The sequence below is a fragment of the Desulfovibrio desulfopostgatei genome (genome assembly GCF_053570645.1).
Map to the genome: position 1 here is coordinate 1,013,415 of NZ_JBRBQS010000002.1, position 18,660 is coordinate 1,032,074.

Annotated in this window: 17 protein-coding genes; 16 read left to right on the plus strand and 1 reads right to left on the minus strand. The window is 59.1% G+C overall.

Going from position 1 to position 18,660, the window contains the following annotated elements; translation table 11 throughout:
* The first annotated feature begins 338 nt into the window (after window positions 1-338).
* The 15 genes from ACUZ9Q_RS04445 (at window position 339) to ACUZ9Q_RS04515 (ending at window position 15,827) form a co-directional block, all read left to right on the plus strand.
* The gene (locus ACUZ9Q_RS04445; protein WP_449247408.1) at window positions 339-2,456 is read left to right on the plus strand and encodes a molybdopterin-dependent oxidoreductase; all 2,118 of its coding nucleotides are present in this window, start codon (window positions 339-341) and stop codon (window positions 2,454-2,456) included.
* A gap of 92 nt (window positions 2,457-2,548) precedes the next feature.
* Window positions 2,549-3,055 carry a 4Fe-4S dicluster domain-containing protein gene (locus tag ACUZ9Q_RS04450; RefSeq protein WP_192111320.1) on the plus strand — a complete coding sequence of 169 codons (507 nt, stop codon included), beginning with the start codon at window positions 2,549-2,551 and terminating at the stop codon, window positions 3,053-3,055.
* A gap of 163 nt (window positions 3,056-3,218) precedes the next feature.
* A complete protein-coding gene (locus tag ACUZ9Q_RS04455) occupies window positions 3,219-3,593 on the plus strand; it encodes an NADH-quinone oxidoreductase subunit A (RefSeq protein WP_192111321.1) in 375 nt (124 codons plus the stop codon).
* A complete protein-coding gene (locus tag ACUZ9Q_RS04460) occupies window positions 3,581-4,123 on the plus strand; it encodes an NADH-quinone oxidoreductase subunit B (RefSeq protein ID WP_449247409.1) in 543 nt (180 codons plus the stop codon). Before ACUZ9Q_RS04455 ends, ACUZ9Q_RS04460 begins: the two co-directional genes overlap by 13 nt.
* On the plus strand, window positions 4,105-4,665 hold the full coding sequence (locus ACUZ9Q_RS04465) for an NADH-quinone oxidoreductase subunit C (protein ID WP_192111323.1): 561 nt from the start codon (window positions 4,105-4,107) through the stop codon (window positions 4,663-4,665). Before ACUZ9Q_RS04460 ends, ACUZ9Q_RS04465 begins: the two co-directional genes overlap by 19 nt.
* On the plus strand, window positions 4,658-5,968 hold the full coding sequence (nuoD, locus tag ACUZ9Q_RS04470) for an NADH dehydrogenase (quinone) subunit D (protein WP_449247410.1): 1,311 nt from the start codon (window positions 4,658-4,660) through the stop codon (window positions 5,966-5,968). The genes ACUZ9Q_RS04465 and nuoD overlap by 8 nt, the downstream gene beginning before the upstream one ends.
* Before the next feature lie 80 nt (window positions 5,969-6,048).
* On the plus strand, window positions 6,049-7,017 hold the full coding sequence (nuoH, locus tag ACUZ9Q_RS04475) for an NADH-quinone oxidoreductase subunit NuoH (protein ID WP_308585223.1): 969 nt from the start codon (window positions 6,049-6,051) through the stop codon (window positions 7,015-7,017).
* Between the two features lie 14 nt (window positions 7,018-7,031).
* Complete coding sequence (gene nuoI / locus ACUZ9Q_RS04480) at window positions 7,032-7,721, plus strand: NADH-quinone oxidoreductase subunit NuoI (RefSeq protein WP_215647055.1); 690 nt, start codon at window positions 7,032-7,034, stop codon at window positions 7,719-7,721.
* 165 nt (window positions 7,722-7,886) lie between these two features.
* Window positions 7,887-8,474, plus strand: coding sequence for an NADH-quinone oxidoreductase subunit J family protein (locus tag ACUZ9Q_RS04485; protein ID WP_449247411.1), 588 nt, complete (start codon window positions 7,887-7,889; stop codon window positions 8,472-8,474).
* The gene (gene nuoK, locus ACUZ9Q_RS04490) at window positions 8,471-8,773 is read left to right on the plus strand and encodes an NADH-quinone oxidoreductase subunit NuoK (protein ID WP_022658373.1); all 303 of its coding nucleotides are present in this window, start codon (window positions 8,471-8,473) and stop codon (window positions 8,771-8,773) included. The genes ACUZ9Q_RS04485 and nuoK overlap by 4 nt, the downstream gene beginning before the upstream one ends.
* 2 nt (window positions 8,774-8,775) lie before the next feature.
* Window positions 8,776-10,704 carry an NADH-quinone oxidoreductase subunit L gene (nuoL, locus tag ACUZ9Q_RS04495; protein WP_449247412.1) on the plus strand — a complete coding sequence of 643 codons (1,929 nt, stop codon included), beginning with the start codon at window positions 8,776-8,778 and terminating at the stop codon, window positions 10,702-10,704.
* A gap of 18 nt (window positions 10,705-10,722) precedes the next feature.
* Complete coding sequence (locus ACUZ9Q_RS04500) at window positions 10,723-12,216, plus strand: NADH-quinone oxidoreductase subunit M (protein WP_215647053.1); 1,494 nt, start codon at window positions 10,723-10,725, stop codon at window positions 12,214-12,216.
* Between the two features lie 121 nt (window positions 12,217-12,337).
* A complete protein-coding gene (locus ACUZ9Q_RS04505) occupies window positions 12,338-13,846 on the plus strand; it encodes an NADH-quinone oxidoreductase subunit N (RefSeq protein ID WP_449247413.1) in 1,509 nt (502 codons plus the stop codon).
* Between the two features lie 74 nt (window positions 13,847-13,920).
* Window positions 13,921-15,054: a sulfite exporter TauE/SafE family protein gene (locus tag ACUZ9Q_RS04510; RefSeq protein WP_192111331.1), complete on the plus strand. Its 1,134-nt coding sequence runs from the start codon at window positions 13,921-13,923 to the stop codon at window positions 15,052-15,054.
* 161 nt (window positions 15,055-15,215) lie between these two features.
* On the plus strand, window positions 15,216-15,827 hold the full coding sequence (locus ACUZ9Q_RS04515) for a hypothetical protein (RefSeq protein ID WP_449247414.1): 612 nt from the start codon (window positions 15,216-15,218) through the stop codon (window positions 15,825-15,827).
* A 135-nt stretch (window positions 15,828-15,962) separates the two neighbouring features.
* Here ACUZ9Q_RS04515 and ACUZ9Q_RS04520 read toward each other — a convergent pair whose 3' ends face one another.
* Complete coding sequence (locus ACUZ9Q_RS04520; RefSeq protein WP_297146553.1) at window positions 15,963-17,057, minus strand: NADH:flavin oxidoreductase/NADH oxidase; 1,095 nt, start codon at window positions 17,055-17,057, stop codon at window positions 15,963-15,965.
* 155 nt (window positions 17,058-17,212) lie between these two features.
* On the opposite strand from ACUZ9Q_RS04520, the gene ACUZ9Q_RS04525 reads away from it, so the two are divergent.
* The gene (locus tag ACUZ9Q_RS04525) at window positions 17,213-18,514 is read left to right on the plus strand and encodes a serine hydrolase domain-containing protein (RefSeq protein ID WP_323390782.1); all 1,302 of its coding nucleotides are present in this window, start codon (window positions 17,213-17,215) and stop codon (window positions 18,512-18,514) included.
* Window positions 18,515-18,660 lie beyond the last annotated feature (146 nt).

Here is an 18,660-nt window from a genome sequence, read left to right on the forward strand (position 1 = left end):
ATATCTTATCACTCTCGTATAAAAAATGTGATTTCCAATATACTGAAATTATAAATAAAAAAAATTGAGTATGCACTCAAGTTATAAAAACTACAATTAAATTAGGGTTTAAAGAAAGTGTGTGAAAACAGGAACCTGGCTGGAAATTAAAAAAAAACTATGCTAGCGACAATGCTTCCTAATTAAATTACCAGACAAGATTGGTACAGTTACGGTGGCTTGGAAACGTTTGCAGCGGCACATCTGAAGAGCCTTTTTTTCACTCCAGGCTGATTTTGGGGTTGGCCCGACGTGACACGGCAGATGACAATATCACTTACTCGCACGAGAGAAGCACTATGGGCAGTATGCAGTTGGTTCAGAGTGTATGCGGAATGTGCACCGCAAGGTGTCCAATTTCTGTAGAAGTAAAAGATGGTTCCGTGGGTATGATTTACGGCAACCCGCACAGTCCCCTCAAGGGTGCCTTGTGCGCGCGCGGCGTGGCTGGCAAAGCCCTTGAGCGCGAGTCGGAGTGCCCGCAGAGCCCGCTTATTCGTGTGGGCGAGCGGGGCGAGGGCAAGTGGAAAAAGGTTTCGTGGGAAGAAGCCTTTGACTATGTTGCGCAAAAAATCGCCGCAGTCCAGCAGCAACACGGCAAGGAAGCAGTGCTGTGGTCTGACCGCGATGGCCCCTTTACCGACCTGTACCGCGCCTTTATGCGCGGCATCGGTTCGCCCAACGTCTGTACGCACAGCACCTCGTGCGACCTCAACACCCACCACGCCAGCAAGGCTGTCATGGGCCTCGGCCGCGGCATGGCCGTGAACGACTTTGCCAACTGCAAGCACATTGTACTGCAAACGCGCAACATTTTTGAAGCCATCAACCTTGGCGAGGCCCGAACCGTCATGCAGGCCTTGCGCAAAGGCTGCAAGCTCACGGTCATTGATATCCGCCACAATGTTTCGGCCTCCAAGGCCAATGATTTTCTGCTTGTCCGCCCCGGTACGGACTATGCCTTTAATCTGGGCATCATCAACACGCTTATTACCCGCAAGCTCTACAACAAGGATTATGTGGACGCTCACACCACGGGTTTTGCCGAACTGGCCGAATTTGTTGCCCCCTACACGGCGGAATGGGCGGCTGAGCAGTGTCAGGTCGATGCGCAGGCCATTGTGCGCCTTGCGCAATCGCTTGCCGCTGCGGCCCCTCATGTGATCTGGCATCCCGGCTGGATGACCTCGCGTTATGGGGATTCTTTTCAGGTTGCGCGCACGGCTCTGGTCATTACGGCCCTGCTGGGCGGCGTGGGCGTCAAGGGCGGCATAGTGCCGGGACGCACCCCCAAGGAATGCGGCAAGGCCGGACTCAAGAAGTTTACGGATATCTTCCCCGCGCCCAAGGGGTTGCGCGCCGATGGCCTTGGCGTTGACAACAAGGCTTTCGACCCAGGCAAGGGCCTGCTGCACAAGGCTTTTGAAGCCATCAGCAATCCTCCGCAGGGGGCCGCTCCGGTCAAGGCTTATATGTGCTGGCGGCACGATCCGTTGCAGGGCTATCCCGATCCCGATGCGCTGCGCAAACGCTTTGACGGCCTTGACCTGCTTGTGAGCGTCACGTTCTCCTGGTCAGACACTGCATGGTATTCAGACGTGGTGCTGCCGCTTTCCACCTACCTTTCACGCGAGAGCATCATTGCCACAAAGAACGGCCTCAAACCGCAGTTCTTTGTGCGCAACCGCGTCATCCCGCCGCGCTACGACACCAAGGCCGACTGGGAAATCATCAGCGGTCTGGCAAAGCGTCTCGGGCTTGATCCGCTGGTTTTTGAAAGCGCGAAGGATGTATGGCGTTTTCAGCTTGAAGGAACAGGCCTCACCAGCGCGGACTTTACCGAAAAAGGCTTTGTCTCGCTCACCAGCGATCCCCTGTACGTGGATCTGGCAGATTATTCCTTCCCCACTGCCTCGGGCAAGGTGGAACTGACCAGCGAGGGTTACGGCAAGGGCTGCGGCCAAAACATGCTGCCCCCCTACACGCCGCCCGTTGCGCCGCCGGAGGGGGCCTACCGCATTACCTTTGGACGGGTGGCCGTGCACACCCAGGGCCATACCATCAATAATCCGCTGCTGCTTGAGCAGGTTCCTGAGAATACCGTGTGGATCAACAGCAAGAAGGCCAATGCTGCGGGCATCAACCCCGGCGACCGGGTGCGCGTGCGGGATGCCGCAGGCAAATCCATGGGCGAGGCCGGGGTCAAGATCACCTCTGCCATCCATCCTGAGGCCATCTTTGTGGTGCATGGCTTCGGTCACGACCTGCCTTGCGAAAGCCGGGCCTTCCACAAGGGCATTTCTGACAGCAAGTGCCTGCGCGGCGGCCTGGATTTGCAGGATATGGGCGGCGGCGGTCTGTCCATGCAGGAGCATTTTGTCACGCTGGAGAAGGTGGCCGGTTCCGGCGCTGCCTAGGCGGACTCTGCCTCGGATATTGTCAAAGGCATGGCCTGATACTGCAAGGAAATTTACGGGAACAACCCACCGAGCCGCGTGGGAGGATGGTTATGAGCAAATATATTGTCATGCACAATTCGGCGGATTGCATAGGCTGCAAGGCCTGCGAGGTTCAGTGCCGCAGCCTGCACAACGGCGGGCCGGGGGCTTTTTTCTGCCGCGTTCTTTCCGTGGAGCAGACCGAACCCAAGCCCGCCCTGGGTTTTGTGTACACCTCGTGCTTTCACTGTGAAAATCCCTGGTGCGTCAAGGCCTGCCCTACAGGGGCCATGCGCCGCAGGGACGATGGCATTGTCTATGTGGAAACCTCGGCCTGCGTGGGCTGCAAGGCCTGCATCACCGCCTGCCCCTGGGCCGCGCCCCAGTGGAACGCCCAGACCGGCAAGGTGGATAAGTGCGACCTGTGCCGCGACCGCATTGATCAGGGCCTCAAGCCTGCCTGTGTAACCACCTGCGCCATGAGCTGCCTGCAATTCTCCACGCCGGATGCGGCCAGTCAGGAAAAGCGGCAGGAATTTGCCGAGCAGATGCAGCGCAACAGGCCTGTTGTCCGCTAGAACGTGTTTTGTTCTCTGCGGTGCCTTACAGGGCCTGCGGCAGAATGTTCAGGTTGATTGGCGGCGGCTCTGGCAGGAGACGCCGACGGCGGGGCAGGGCCGCGCGATTGTTCGGCCCTGCCTGCCCGGAATATGACGAAGACATTCAACAAGGTGGCTTTTTATGGTGCCTACGGTTGCCGGAGAAGAGTATCTTGCCATACTGCTGCTGCTCATTATTGCGCTGCTTTTTGGCGTTCTTACGTTGTTTTTCGGGCGGTTTTTCCGCATGCGTCGGCCCTACCGTGAAAAGCTCATGCCCTATGAATCCGGCAACGAGCCAACCGCCGAGCCGCGCACGCGTTTTTCCATCAAATTTTATTACGTTGCCATTCTTTTTGTCATCATCGATGTGGAAGCCATCTTCCTCTACACCTGGGCAGTGGAGTTTGTGCGTCTGGGCAGCCTTGGGCTGGCGGAAATGCTGACCTTCATGACCCTGCTGGTGCTGGCCTACGCCTATGCCTGGAAAAAGGGGGCCTTTGAATGGGTGAAGTAGAAACTCATACCGTTGCGCGCGATGGCCAGCCTCTTGTGGTGCACAAGGACGGCCTGCGGTTTTTCCCCGGCGCCAACGCCGTGCTCGGGCCGCTCAACGCTCTGGTCAACTGGGGCCGTTGCGGCTCCATCTGGCCGGTGACCTTTGGCCTTGCCTGCTGCGCCATTGAAATGATGGCCACAGGCGCGTCAACGCACGATCTTGACCGCTTTGGCATCATCTTTCGCGCCAGCCCCCGGCAGGCAGACTGCATGGTGGTGGCCGGAACCCTGAGCAAAAAAATGGCCCCGGTGTTGCGCAGGGTTTATGACCAGATGCCCGAGCCGCGCTACGTGCTCGCCATGGGCAGTTGCGCTTGCAGCGGCGGGCTTTTTCAGTCGTATGCCGTAGCGCAGGGCGTGGATCAGATTATCCCGGTAGACGTCTATGTGCCGGGTTGCCCTCCCAGGCCGGAAGCGCTTTTTGACGGCTTTATCAAGTTGCAGGAGAAAATTAACAAGGAGCAATTTCGATGGAGTCCCTGGAGATAGCGCGTCTGCTGCGTGAGGCTTTTCCGCAGGAAGTGCTCGACATACAGGAGTTTCGCGGGCAGGCGGCAGTGCTGCTGCGTCACGGTCGCATCCTTGATGTGCTGGTCTACGCCAGGGAGCATTTTGACATGATGCACCTGCGCTCGCTCTGCGGGGTGGACAACAGCCGCCGCAAGCAGGAGGGCCTTGGCGCGTTTGAGGTCGTCTACAACCTGTATTCCGTGAATCAGCGCATTGCCCTGCGTCTGCGCGTCCAACTGGACGATCCCGATGCGGGCATTGATTCCGCAGTGCCCTTGTGGCCTGTGGCCAACTGGCTTGAGCGCGAAGTCTTTGACCTCATGGGCATACACTTCAAGGGGCACCCTGACCTGCGCCGCATTCTGCTGCCGGATGACTGGCAGGGGCACCCCCTGCGCAAGGCCTATCCTGTGCGCATCCCCTCGCGTGGCGTGCCTGAGTGGTCTGGTCTGACCGAACTGCGCGAACACGCCAGGGCGGCGGACGCCCTGAGCTGGCAGGGGGGAGAAAAGCATGAGTGAAATCCGCAAGCAGAGCATTGAATGCCCTGTGCGTCACGGTCAGCCTGTGGGGCGTCAGAACATGCAGGAACTGCTGGGCAGGGAACTGCCAGAAGACGCTGACGACTTTGACTGCTTTGACGAAAGCGACGAGGATCGCACCAGCCTGCGCCTCGGGCCGCAGCATCCCGCCACGCACGGCGTGTTGCGCCTCGACCTTGAGCTTGAGGGTGAAACCATTTTGAGCTGCGACCCGCAGGTGGGGTATCTGCACCGCGGCTTTGAAAAAATGGCCGAAACCTTCACCTACGCGCAGGCCCTCACCCTCACCGACCGGCTGGACTACATCGCCGCCATGTCCAACAACACTGGTTACTGCCTTGCGGTGGAAAAGCTGCTGGGCGTGCAGGTTCCGCTGCGGGCGCGTTACATCCGCACCATCGCCTGCGAGATGTCGCGCCTGTGTTCGCATCTGCTCTGGCTTGCCACCCACGCGCTGGATATCGGGGCCATGACCGTCTTTCTGTACTGCTTCCGCGAGCGCGAAATGCTGCTGGATCTTTTTGAAGACCTCTGCGGCGCGCGCCTCACCCTGACGTATCCGCGCATTGGCGGTGTGCGGCAGGACGTGACAGGGCGCTTCATGGACGGCTTGCAGGATTTTCTCAATATCTTCCCCAAGCGCATACTTGAGTACGAAACCCTGCTTGATACCAACCGTATCTGGTTGCAGCGCACGGTGGGCGTTGGCGTGCTGAACGGCAAGGAAGCCCTGGCCCTGGGCCTCACCGGGGCCTGCCTGCGCGGCTCGGGCGTGGATTACGATGTGCGCAAGCACGAACCCTACGATGCCTATGACCTGGTGGATTTTGAAGTGCCGCTGGGCAGCGATGGCGATATTTACGCCCGCTACCGCTGCCGCATGGAAGAAATGCGCCAGTCTGTGCGCATTCTGCAACAGTGCGTGGATCAGCTCCCCCCCGGCGCGACCCTCGCGGCAGACGCCCCCGACCTGCTCATGCCCTACAGGGCGTGGCGTAGCGAGGCTGAAACAGCGCTTTTTGGCGGCAGCCTGCGGCAGGTCATGCACGACAACAATATCTACATGCCCGGCGATGTGTACGTAGCCACGGAGGCTCCCAAGGGCGAGCTTGGCTTCTACTTTGTGAGCGACGGCAGCAGCAGGCCTTACCGCATGCATGTGCGCGGCCCGTCGTTTATCCATATCGGCGCGCTGGCAAGCATTGCCCCGGGCGGGCTTATTGCCGACCTTATCGCCAATATCGGCAGCATGGACGTGGTGCTGGGAGAATCTGACCGGTAAACCTGGGAGCAGACTGCAAGGCCTGTAGGCTGCGCAGGGCAAACCGGGTTTACGGCTACAACCAATCTGGCAGGGAAACCATGAATGTTCTGGTAATTGTGCTGCAACTTGTTGTGCTTCTGGTGGTCGTGCTGCTGCATGTGGCCTATGCCACATACTTTGAGCGCAAGGTCATCGGCCATATGCAGATGCGCATGGGCCCCACCCGCGTGGGCTGGCTCGGCCTGCTGCAACCCATCGCGGACGGCATCAAGAGCTTTTTCAAGGAAGACATCATCCCATCCGCGGCAGACAAGCCCATCTTCATGCTTGCTCCCATCATCTGTCTGGTGCCCGCCTTTGCCTCGCTGGCAATACTGCCGTGGGCCGAGGGCTGGGCCTTGTCCAACATCAATATCGGCCTGCTTTTTGTGTTCGCCATGAGCTCCCTTGGCGGCTACGGGGTCGTGCTGGCGGGCTGGGCCTCAAACTCCAAGTTCAGCTTTCTTGGCGGGCTGCGGGCCTCGGCACAGGTGATCAGTTATGAAATCGCCATGGGCCTCAGCCTTGTGGGCGTGATGCTGCTCTCCGGTTCGCTCAATCTGGGCGACATCGTGGCCGCGCAGGGTGATTCGTTTTTTGGCATGTTCGCCTTCCGCCAGTGCATTGGCTTTTTTATCTTTTGCGTTGCCATGCTGGCGGAAACCAACCGCGTGCCCTTTGATCTGCCCGAGGCGGAAAGCGAGCTTGTTTCTGGATACTGCACGGAATACAGCGGCATGCGTTACGCCCTGTTTTTCATGGCCGAATACACATCCATGTTTGTGATGGCCACGGTGGGCGTGGTCTGCTTTCTGGGCGGCTGGCGCGGCCCGGTTGAGGTGGGCTTTTTCCCGCCGTTCTGGCTGGTGCTCAAGGTGTATGGCGTCATGTTTTTCTTTTTCTGGGTGCGGGCCACGCTGCCGCGTTACCGCTACGACCAGCTCATGGCCCTTGGCTGGAAGGTGCTTATCCCCCTGGCGCTCTTCAATATTGTGATTACCGCCCTGGGCAAGGCCCTAGCCTCTTGATGAGGAGAGCAGACATGCAGATTCAGTACAAAGCGCCCCGCAACTGGCTGCAAACCCTGTTGCAGACAGAAATAGCCCAGGGCATGGCCCTGACCTTGCGGCGCATGTTCAACCGCCCCATAACGCGGCAGTATCCGGAAGAAAAACCAGTGGTCGCCGCGGGTTTTCGCGGGCGGCACGCTCTGGTGCGCGATGCCGCAACTGGCGAGAGCCGCTGCGTTGCCTGTATGCGCTGCGCGCGGGTATGCCCCTCGCACTGCATACGCATCCGCTGGAGCCGCGCCGCAGATAACAGCCGCGTGGTGGATGCCTACAACATCGACGCCCTGCGCTGCATTTTTTGCGGCTACTGCGCAGAGGTCTGCCCGGTGAACGCCATAGTGCTGACAGAAGTCTATGCCTACGCGGCCAACGGGCGTTCGGCCTTCAAGTTTGACAAGCAGGCACTGCTGGACAACTGGGACGACTTTGCAGCGCAGAAGGGCGATATGCAAGGCTATGTGAACCCCCTGTGCCGCCCACGCAACATGCCCGAAGGTGCGCTGGCGCATGCCAAGCGGGTTGCGGTGGATGCGGAATGGAGCGGAGCGGAGCAGTGGGTGGGCAAGAATCACCTTGCTGCGCAGGTTCGCACGCAATGTGCGGAGCCGACCCCAAGCGCGCCCGGCCACGGTCAGACGAATCAGGACGGTGCTGCGCAATGACCGGCCAGAAATCTGTGTTGAGCTGCGGCAATGCCCGTGCGTTGCAGGCCTCCCTGCCCGTAGCGGAAAAGGCATGCACGGCAGAACTGGCGGAGAACGTGGATGACAGGCCTCCTTGCCGAGGCATCCCGGAACAGAGCGCAAGTCCACTGCGGAGGTGGAACGGTGTTTGGTGAAATATTCTTTCTATACTGCGCCTTTGTCATAACCGTGTGCGGCGTGCTGGCTATCAGCCTGCGCAATCCCATTCATTGCGTGCTGCTGGTGCTGCTGCTGTTCTTCCACATGGCGGCGGTCTACCTGACCTTGCAGGCCGAATTTCTGGCAGCCATACAGATCATCGTCTATGCCGGGGCCATTTTGGTCATGTACCTTTTTGTGCTCTTTCTGGTGAATCTGCAACGCGAGTTGCGGCTGCCGGCCCTGACCCCAAAACCCATTGTGGGTTACGCGCTGGCCGCTGCCCTGTGCGGCGGCATGCTCTGGGGCGTGGCTGGCTTTGTGCCGGGCGGCAAGGGCCAATGGCCCCTTGAAGCCCTGCGCGAGGTCACGCACACCAAGGCCTTGAGCCGCGAGCTGTTCACCAACCATTTTCTTTCGCTGGAAATTGCGGGCGTGTTGCTGCTGGTGGCTCTGGTAGCTGCCCTGACCCTTGCGCGCAGGCAGCCCATGTGCACACCCGCCACTGCGCAGGCCGAAAACAAGGCCCGCCCCTGCGCGAGCGGCAACAAAGACCAAGGAGGCGCGGCGTGATTCCCCTTTCCTGGTATATGGCGCTGGCAGCGGTGCTTTTTTGCATAGGCGTGGCCGGGTTTCTGACGCGCCGCAACATCATTGTGATGCTGCTCTCGCTTGAACTGATGCTCAACGGCGTCAACCTCAATCTGGTGGCCATGAGCTATTTCATGGACGCGCTGCGCGGGCAGGCTTTTACCATCTTTATCATCACCGTTGCCGCCTGCGAGGCCGCAGTGGGGCTTGGCATTGTCATCTGTCTGTTCCGTAGCCACAAAAGCGTGCGCAACGAAGACATAACAACGATGCGGGGGTAAACATGCCAATATATTTGCTGCTTATTCCTCTGTGTCCGTTGCTGGCCTTTGTGCTCACCCTGATCTGCGGCCGCCAATGGGGCGAGCGCGCCCACTGGCTGCCCATTGCGGCCATTGGCGTCTCACTTGTCTGCGCCTTGCTTGCCCTGCGGGATGTGCTGGCTGGAAATATCGTCAATGCCGATGTGCATACCTGGATAGCCTCCGGCAACCTGCGCGTGACCTTTGGCTTTCTGGTGGATCAGCTCACGGCTGTCATGCTGGTGGTGGTTACCAGCGTCAGCACCCTGGTTCACATTTATTCCGTGGGCTACATGCGGGGTGAAAAAGGCTATTACCGCTTTTTCGCCTATCTTGGCCTGTTTTCCTTTTCCATGCTCATGCTGGTCATGGGCAACAACTTTTTACAGCTCTTTTTTGGCTGGGAGGCTGTGGGGCTTTCGTCCTACCTGCTCATCGGCTTTTATTATGAAAAGGATTCCGCTTCGGACGCGGGCAAAAAGGCCTTTATCGTCAACAGGTTTGGCGACTTTGGCTTCCTGCTCGGGCTGCTCTGCATCTTCACCATTTTTGGCAGCCTGCATTATGCGGACGTGTTGCCCCAGGCTGGAAGGCTTGAGGGCATGACCTTTACCCTGTGCGGTTATACGGTCAGCGCGCCAACGCTTGTCTGCCTGCTGCTGTTCTGCGGCGCGGTGGGCAAGTCGGCCCAGCTTCCTTTGCATGTGTGGCTGCCTGACGCCATGGAAGGCCCCACCCCGGTGAGCGCGCTTATCCACGCGGCTACCATGGTGACGGCGGGCGTGTTTATGCTGGCGCGTTGCAATGCCCTGTTTGCCCTGTCGCCCACGGCGCTGGCGGTCATTACGGTAGTAGGCGCGGTCACAACGCTCTTTGCCGCCACCATCGCGCTCACGCAGACCGACATCAAGAGGGTGGTGGCCTATTCGACCATCAGCCAACTGGCCTACATGTTCATTGCCTGCGGCGTGGGAGCCTACGGCGCTGGCGTGTTCCATCTGTTTACGCATGCCTTTTTCAAGGCCTTGCTCTTCCTTGGCTGCGGTTCGGTGATTCTGGGCATGCACCACGAGCAGGACATGCGCTCCATGGGCGGGCTTGGCAGGTACATGCCCATTACCAGCGCCACCTTTTTGCTGGCCTCGCTCTCCATCGCCGGAGTGCCGGGGCTGGCTGGCTTTTTCAGCAAGGATGAAATTCTGCTCATGGCCTACAACGCGGGCACGTTCACGGGCTATCTGGCCTGGGGCGTGGGCGTGCTGGTGGCCTTTATGACGGCTTTTTACTCCTTCCGCCTGTATTTCAGCGTGTTCACGGGGCAGTTCAGGGGGACGGAACACCAACGTGAGCATCTGCACGAATCGCCGCGCGTGGTCACTGTTCCCTTGCTGGTGCTGGCCGTGGGGGCCGTGGCCTCTGGTTGGCTGGGCATTCCGCATGTTCTGGGCGGCTCCAACCACTGGGCGGAGTTTCTCGCGCCGGTGACGGGGCACCCGCACGTGCATGTTTCGGGCGCGGTGGAGCTTGGGCTGATGGCTGTTTCCGTAGCTGCTGGCTTTGCGGGCATCGGCCTGGCCTGGCTCATGTATTGCCGCAGCCCGGAACTGCCGGGCAAGGTGGCGGGCGCTTTTCCCGGCCTGTACCGACTGTTTTCGCGCAAGTACTGGGTGGACGAAATCTATGTGGCCTGTCTTGTGCGGCCCACGCTGTGGCTGGCGGATAACCTGCTGCTGGGCGTGGTGGACACGCGCGGTATTGAAGGCGTGGTCAACGGCGTGCCACGCGCCATCGGCAGATTGTCCACAAGCCTGCGCAGGCTTCAGGACGGGCAGGTGGCGCACTATCTGACATGGCTGGCCGGGGGCGCGGCAGCGCTCTTGCTGGTATTGCAACTGGGCTTTTTTTCCTAACAACAGCGGGGAGATCGCATGTCTGTTCCTGTTCTTTCCTTGCTCATCTTTGTGCCTCTGGCGGGTGGGCTTTCCCTGCTGGCTGTTGCGCGCCGCAACGAAGAAACCATCAAGCTGGGCGCGCTTGCCGTATGCCTGCTTGAGCTGTGCCTGAGCTTTGTGGCCCTGGGCCGCTTTGATAAAAGCCTGTGGCAGATGCAACTGGTGGAAAATTGCGCGTGGATTGAGAGCCTGAACATCAATTACGCTCTGGGCGTGGACGGCATAAGCGTGCTGTTTCTGCCGCTGACGGCCCTCATAACCCTGATGGGCGTGGCGGTGTCGTACAAAAGTATCAAGGTCAAGGCCAAGGAGTTTTTCATCAGCCTGCTGCTACTTGAAAGCGCCATGGTGGGCGTGTTTTGCGCCACCGACCTCATGCTGTTTTACATTTTCTGGGAAGCCATGCTCATTCCCATGTTCCTGCTCATCGGCGTGTGGGGCGGGCCTCGCCGCATTTACGCCACGGTGAAGTTCTTTCTGTACACCCTGCTGGGCAGTTTGCTGATGCTGTTGGGCATCATCCTGCTGTACCTCAAGGGCGGGCATACCTTCGACATCATGGCGCTGGCGCGCAACGACTTTGATCCCCGGCTGCAACTGCTGCTGTTTTGGGCCTTTTTTGCCGCCTTTGCGGTCAAGGTGCCCATGTGGCCCGTGCACACGTGGCTGCCAGACGCGCATACCGAAGCGCCCACGGCGGCCTCGGTCATTCTGGCTGGCGTGCTGATCAAAATGGGGGCATACGGCTTTTTGCGCTTCTCGCTGCCGCTGTTTCCCTATGCCGCATGGGTGCTGCTCAAGCCCATGCTGGTGCTTTCCGTCATCGCCATTGTGTATGGCGCGCTGGTCTGCCTCGCGCAGACGGACGTAAAGCGGCTGATCGCCTACAGTTCCGTCAGCCACATGGGCTTTGTGACTCTGGGGCTTTTTGCGCTGACCCAAAAGGGCGTGGAAGGTTCCATTTTGCAGATGATCAACCACGGCATAGTGACGGGTGCGCTTTTTCTGGGCGTGGGCATGCTCTATGACCGCACCCATACGCGCGAGATCAAGGTCTACGGCGGGCTGGCCTCGGTCATGCCCGTGCTGGCAGGCTTTTTTATGGTCTTTACCCTCGCGGCGGTGGGTTTGCCCGGCACCAACGGTTTTGTGGGTGAATTCCTGATTCTGCTCGGCGGTTTTGAACGCGCGCCCTGGGCCGCGGTGGTGGCGTCTTCCGGCCTGATACTGGGCGCGTGGTACATGCTCTGGCTGTATCAGCGCGTGTTTTTCCGTCAGGTGTCAGAAACCGTGCGCGGTCTGGTTGGGGAAAAGCTTGATGGGCGCGAGATAGCCATTTTGCTGACCATGAGCCTGCTTATACTGGGCATCGGCATCTTCCCCAACGTGCTGCTGGAATACATGCACGTAACGGTGGAACATCTGGTGGCAGATACCCAGCAGGCCTTTGCGTTTTTTGCCGCAAACTAGAAAGAGTTCCGGCCCGCTCACAGGAATAAATGTTTGCGCCCCCGCCACAGGCCAGCGCTTTGCCCATACATCTGGCGGTCAACGTGCCTTGCGGCACAAGGGCAACACCATAGGAGCTATCATGACAGCCATATCCGTAGCGCCTCTTTCGGCCCTGCCATTGCTGAAAGAACTTCCGGCCCTGCTGCCGGAACTGACGCTCTTGGTCACGGCCATTGGCCTGCTGTGCGCCGACATGTTTTTTCCAAGAGCGCGGGCTTTTCTGCAATGGCTGACTGTCGTTGGTGCAATAACAGCTTTTACAGCAATTGTAGCAGTTTCTGCAGGCGGCGGGAGTGTTTCTTTTGACGGAATGTTCCGCGCTGACGGTTTTGGAGCGCTCTTTAAAGCCATTTGCGTAGTAGCACTTGCTTTTACGGCGTTAATGAGCGAAAGTTTTTTTTCACATGCCCAAATGCGTCAGGGCGAATATTACTGCCTTGCAGTATGTTCAACACTGGGCATGTGCGTAATGGCCTCGGCTGGTGATCTCATTGTGCTCTATCTGGGGCTTGAGCTCATGGCCCTGCCCATTTACGCGATGGCGGCCCTGCGCACTGGCGATCCGCGCAGCAGCGAATCGGCCATCAAATATTTTTTGATGGGCAGTTTCGCTTCGGCTCTTTTGCTTTTTGGCATGTCCCTGTTGTACGGGCTTACCGGGCATACCGAGCTTGCGCAGATCGCTGCGGCACTGCCTGTTGCCGCAACCGGGCAGACCTTGCCCGCCCTGGTAGTTGCTTTGGCGCTCATGCTGGCAGGCATGGGGTTCAAGGTAGCTGCCGCGCCCTTCCACGTGTGGGTGCCTGATGTGTATGAAGGCGCGCCCACAACCGTGACCGCCTTTATGTCTGTGGCGGCCAAAACGGCCAGTTTCGCCGTGCTTGCGCGCGTACTGGTCATGGCCTTGCCGCAACTGGGCGCTCAGTGGAGCGGGGCGTTGGCCTTGATGGCCACATTGACAATGCTTCTGGGCAATATCGCTGCCGTAATGCAGACAAGCCTTAAACGCATGTTGGCGTACTCGGCCATAGCCCACGCGGGCTATGCCCTCTTGGGGCTTGCCGCGTGCACAGCCGACGGTCTGCGCGCCACGGCGGCGTATTTGACCATTTACCTGTGCATGAACATGGGGGCCTTTGCCATCATGGGCTACCTTGCCGTGTACGGGAAAAAACAGGGAAATAATCCTCTGGCTGATGCGGGTGAAGACCTGGATGATTACTCGGGCCTTGCCGCACGACATCCGGCCCTTGCTGCAGCCATGCTGGTTTTTCTTTTTTCCCTGACGGGCATTCCGCCGACTGCGGGCTTTATGGGCAAATTCATGCTCTTTAAAGAAGCCTTTTCGGCAGGGTATACGGTAACGGTGCTTGTGGCTGTGATCAGCAGCACCATTTCCGCCTGGTATTATCTTGGAGTGGCACGACGCATGTACATGCAGGAGGCCCCGGCAAATCACCCCGCACCCATACAGGCAGCTTCGGGCGGTGCGGGCGTGAGGGCTGTACTTCTGTGCTGTCTGACAGGTGTGGTGTTGTGGGGCGTGTTCCCGCAGACGCTGCTTTCGTGGGTGCATGTGTTTTTTTAGGAAGCCGCCTCAACGGGCTGCTTTCAGGCATTATTATCCGTTCGCTTGAGCGACGTTGATCGGGAGGAGTTGGAATGAGAAACAAGTGGGTACTTTTCGGCGTGGTGGCTTCACTTCTGGTGTTGACCGCCAGTGTCGCCCTTGCCGCTGACGGCAGTGTGCTTGCCAATGCCATCGCCAAACAGGTGGAAACGGCCCCCAATACCATCAATATGCAGGCTGAACCCGGCTATCTCGGCATCCCCGGCGGCCCCAAGGTCAACATGATTCTGGCCTTTGGCTGGGCCCTGTGGGTGGGCTGGATTTTCTCCACCGTGGGCGCTTTTGGCGGCGTTATGGCTGGCGTGGGCCACATGACCGTGCATGGTCTTGGCGCGTATGCCAAATCTTTTGGCAAGACGCCCCTTAACAAGTCCGTCACCGACTCCGTGCGCGCCTCCAACCAGATGCTCGCCGGTCTTTCCGCTGTTATCAGCACGTTCAGCTACTACCGCATGAAGCGCCTTGTGCTGCCCCTGGGCTTCGCCCTTGGCCTCGGCTCCATCGTGGGCGCTTTCAGTGCTGTTTCGCTGACTGCCGGCAAGCTGAACTTCTCGTCCTACCAGGGCTATTTTGGTCTTTTCGTGCTGTTGCTGGGCCTGTACCTGATGTGGGAAACCTCCCCCGCCGGTCAGCGTTCCAAGGCCAAAGCCAAGGAAGCCGCCAAGGCTTTTGAAGCTGCCGCCAAGGCCAAGGGCGAAGGCGTTGCTGCCCCCACGGGCGTGAAGCTCATCAAGTTCACCTTCACCACCTGCCAGTTCACCTTCTGCGGCGTGGAATTCTCTTTCAATCCCCTGCTGCCCTTCTGCGGCGGCGTGGTTATCGCCAGCATCGCGGCCTTCCTGGGCGTGGGCGGCGGCTTCCTGCTGGTGCCTTTCATCACCAGCGTGACCCAGCTCCCCATGTACCTGGCTGCCGGTACCTCCGCTCTGGCCGTGCTGCTCAGCATGATCACCGGCATCACCACCCTCATGCTGCACGGCGCGCTGGTGGACTGGAATCTGGTTGGTCTTGAACTGGCCGGTATTGCTGTTGGTTCCATCGTTGGCCCCTACACCTCGCGTTTCTTCTCCGATATCTGGTTGAAGCGCCTGTTCATCGTGCTGGCCCTGTACGTTGGTACCGACTACATCCTGCGCGGCTTCTTCAACATCAAGATGTTCGGCTAGTATTTCCGGCTATGTCCGGAACATGCTGAAAACATGAAAAACACTGCATCCCCCTGGCCTGCCCGCGGGGATGCAGTGTTTCCTTTTTACGACAGAATGGTAATCTGCCCGTGCGCAAGGGCGTAGAATCGCCCCGGCGCGAAATACGGAGCCTCTGAGATATGGAACAACTTCTGGTCTGGCTTGATCCTTTTTTTGTGCTGCCGTACCGCATGGTGCCGCAGCCCGAGGCGGCCTACTTTTTGGGAACAGCAGTTCTTGCGCTGGTGGCGGGCCTCATAGGCATTGCCACCCTGCGCATGGCCCAGCGCATGCACCGCAAGCGCCTGAAAAAATTGCAGGATGACATGCGGCACTACCATGAACTGAGCGAATCTGCCTTGCAGAACTCCGGCAAGGAAGCCTTCAAGGCCGTGAACCGCCAGGGGCATGAGGCTTTTGGCTATTATTTTTCGCTTAGCAACGCCCTGTTTGTGGCTTCGCTGTGGCCTGTTCCCATCATGCTTGCCTGGATGCAGTTGCGCTTTGGCACAATCAGCCCGGAGCTGCCTTTTTCTTTGCCGCTCTTTGGCAATCAGCCGAGCATGGTCTTCTGGTTCATTCTTTTTTATATACCGCTGCGGATGTTCAGCACCAAGACCATCACGCGCTGGCAGTTGCGCAGCGGGGCGGCCCCGCTGGAAAACCAGACCGTAAACAGCACCGAGGCCAATGCCGGAGCAGAACTCCAGGCCCAGCCGCAAGCACAGGCCCACAAGGTGGACGCTCCCTAGTCGGATATGTTCCGAGATCCTGCGCCGGGAGCAATCCCCACGCGGCATTGATCTGGCTGGTCAATGCAGAAGGCCCCGCATCAAATAAGAATAGCGGGGCCTTCTGCATTTAAGCGTGTGGCTGTGGAATCAGCCTTACACAAAAAGATCCTTTACGTTATGCGGCTTGCTGCGCAGGTAGGGCGACGGCCCGGCAATGGTCTGCCCAAGAACGGCAGCGGCATGCCAGGGCCAGCGCGGGTCGTACAGCATGGCGCGGCCAATGGCCACCATGTCGGCCTGCCCTGTGACCACGATGCTTGAGGCCAGTTCCGGCTCTGTGATGAGGCCCACGGCAATAACAGGAAGCTCGCTCACTGCGGCCTTGACCGCCGCAGCCAGCGCCACCTGATAGCCGGGCGCAAGGGTAATCTTCTGGTCGGGCGAAAGCCCGCCGCCGGAAACGTGTATGTATGCGCCACCTGCTTTTTCAACTGCCCTGGCAAAGACAACGCATTCTTCCACATTCCAGCCGCCCTCGGCAAAGTCGGTACCTGAAACGCGCACACCCACCGGATAGTTGCCAGGAACAACGGCGCGCACTGCTGCCAGCACTTCCAGCGGAAAGCGCATCCTGTTTTCGAGGCTGCCGCCGTAGGCATCGGTGCGGGCATTGCTGAGCGGCGACAGGAATTCGTGCATCAGGTAGCCGTGGGCCGCGTGCAGTTCAATGGCGTCATACCCGGCGCGCACAGCGCGCTTTGCCGCAGTAACAAAGGATTCTGTAAGGCGGGCAATGTCTGCCGCCGTGAGTTCTGTCGGTTTTTGATGGCCCGGCGCATAGGGCAGGGCGGAGGGGGCGCATATTTCCCACCCGCCATCAGCGGGCATGAGCGGCTTGCCGCCTTCCCACGGACGCCCGGTAGCGCCCTTGCGTCCGGCATGCCCAAGCTGGATGCCGATGGGCGTGGAAGAATAGGAGCGGATGGAATCAAGCATGGCCTTGTGGGCGGCTTCCTGTTCCTCATTCCACAGGCCGAGATCCTGCGGGGATATGCGCCCTGGCGCTTCCACTGCCGTAGCTTCCACGATGAGCAGCCCGGCGCCGGAAACGGCAAGAGTGCCGTAGTGCATGGCATGCCATTGCACGGGGCGGCCCTCGTCTGCCGAGTATTGATCCATGGGGGGGACGACTATCCGGTTGGGCAGTGTCAGCCCTTTGAGTTTGATGGGAGAAAAGAGTGGATTCATGGTGTCCTCCTGCTTGGTTTTAATCCTAGCGGAATGCTTTTTCTTTGTTAAGCGCCCAATGCTTGTGAAAAGCGTGCCCGGTATTTACATATGTGCCCAAAAATGGCTCTATCAGCAGAAATAGGGCAGGGCAGTTTTGCCTGCGGGGAGGATGCGTGCAGAAACAGAAAAAAATAATGGGGTTGCTCGCGGGCAAACTGGCGTCCCGGTTTGTTGCCCTGCTGATTGTTGCCCTTTGCGCCTTGGTTCCGGCTGACGGCAGCGCCGCCAGCGCCGAAAAGCCAGCCGATGCGGCTTTGGCCCAGCGGCTTGATGCCGTGTTGAACAAGGCTGTGGCCGAGGGGCGCATAGTGGGGGCTGTGGTCATGGTTGCCCGTCAAGGGCAGGTGGTCTATGCGCGGGCTGTCGGCATGGCCGATGCGGAAAAAGGCACCTCCATGAGTCCGGATACGCGCTTTCGGCTGGCCTCCATGAGCAAACCCATTGCGAGCGCCGCAGCCCTTGCCCTGGCGGATAAGGGCATGATCGCTCTGGACGATCCCGTTACCCGCTGGATCCCCTCCTTTACCCCTGCGCTCGCGGGCAAGGCGGATCCGGTCATTACCGTGCGGCACCTGCTCACGCACACTGCCGGGCTTTCTTATGGATTTTCGGAGCCGCCCGATGGCCCCATGGCGCTGGCCGAAGTTTCCGATGGACTGGATGACCCGCCCATCACGCTGGAAGAAAACATCTGGCGGCTTGCCACGGTGCCGCTTTATTATGAGCCGGGTACAGACTGGAAATACTCCCTTGCCATTGATGTGCTTGGCCAAATCGTATCGCGGGCTGGCGGGGACAAGCTGCCCAACGTGGTGCAGGAGCTTGTAACCGGGCCGCTGGGCATGACGCACACGGGCTTTATGGCAGATGATCCTGATCTGCTTGCCGCACCCTATGTGTGGGCCAATGGCAAGGCCCATCGCATGGCGGAAACTGAAATTGTACCCAATGCTGTTTCCGCCACGCGCTTTCAGCCGGGGAGGGCGCTGGACGAACAGGCCTTTCCCTCCGCCGGGGCAGGGATGGTTGGAACAGCGGCAGACTACCTGAAATTTCTCGAGGCCGTGCGCGAAAACGGCGGCTCCATCCTCAAACCGGATACCGCGAAGGCCATGACTGCCGATCAGGTCTGCCCCATATTGTCGCAAAGGCTGAGTGTAACCGCAGGTAAAACCAACGAAGTTGTTGCACCGGGCTGGGGATTTGGTTTTGGCGGCGCAGTGCTGCTGCACCCTGAAAAGGCGGAATACCCCGCGGGCCAGAACACCTGGAGCTGGAGCGGCGCATACGGAAGCCATTTTTTCATGGATCGCGCCAACGGCATATCCTTTGTGGCGCTTACCAATACCACGCCTACGGGTATGGCTGGGCCGTTTGCGGTTGACCTTGCAAGGGCCGTGTACGGCAAAAAGTAGCCAAAATTACAAGGCCCATGCCCTGTCGCAAGCCTCCCTCTTTTCTGACGCTCCGGCCTTGGTCACGCGCATTCTCAAAGCCCCTTCGTCCATTGCGGCATGCCAGTGGAAGAAGGGGCTTTGTCTGTATGCTGGATATTTGTCCT

Coding starts and splice junctions, on each gene's coding strand:
- ACUZ9Q_RS04445 (WP_449247408.1), top strand. CDS start 339: ATGGGCAGTATGCAGTTGGTTCAGAGTGTATGCGGAATGTGCACCGCA.
- ACUZ9Q_RS04460 (WP_449247409.1), top strand. CDS start 3,581: ATGGGTGAAGTAGAAACTCATACCGTTGCGCGCGATGGCCAGCCTCTT.
- ACUZ9Q_RS04450 (WP_192111320.1), top strand. CDS start 2,549: ATGAGCAAATATATTGTCATGCACAATTCGGCGGATTGCATAGGCTGC.
- nuoL (WP_449247412.1), top strand. CDS start 8,776: ATGCCAATATATTTGCTGCTTATTCCTCTGTGTCCGTTGCTGGCCTTT.
- ACUZ9Q_RS04520 (WP_297146553.1), bottom strand. CDS start 17,057: ATGAATCCACTCTTTTCTCCCATCAAACTCAAAGGGCTGACACTGCCC.
- ACUZ9Q_RS04500 (WP_215647053.1), top strand. CDS start 10,723: ATGTCTGTTCCTGTTCTTTCCTTGCTCATCTTTGTGCCTCTGGCGGGT.
- ACUZ9Q_RS04465 (WP_192111323.1), top strand. CDS start 4,105: ATGGAGTCCCTGGAGATAGCGCGTCTGCTGCGTGAGGCTTTTCCGCAG.
- ACUZ9Q_RS04515 (WP_449247414.1), top strand. CDS start 15,216: ATGGAACAACTTCTGGTCTGGCTTGATCCTTTTTTTGTGCTGCCGTAC.
- ACUZ9Q_RS04505 (WP_449247413.1), top strand. CDS start 12,338: ATGACAGCCATATCCGTAGCGCCTCTTTCGGCCCTGCCATTGCTGAAA.
- nuoI (WP_215647055.1), top strand. CDS start 7,032: ATGCAGATTCAGTACAAAGCGCCCCGCAACTGGCTGCAAACCCTGTTG.
- ACUZ9Q_RS04455 (WP_192111321.1), top strand. CDS start 3,219: ATGGTGCCTACGGTTGCCGGAGAAGAGTATCTTGCCATACTGCTGCTG.
- ACUZ9Q_RS04510 (WP_192111331.1), top strand. CDS start 13,921: ATGAGAAACAAGTGGGTACTTTTCGGCGTGGTGGCTTCACTTCTGGTG.
- nuoH (WP_308585223.1), top strand. CDS start 6,049: ATGAATGTTCTGGTAATTGTGCTGCAACTTGTTGTGCTTCTGGTGGTC.
- nuoD (WP_449247410.1), top strand. CDS start 4,658: ATGAGTGAAATCCGCAAGCAGAGCATTGAATGCCCTGTGCGTCACGGT.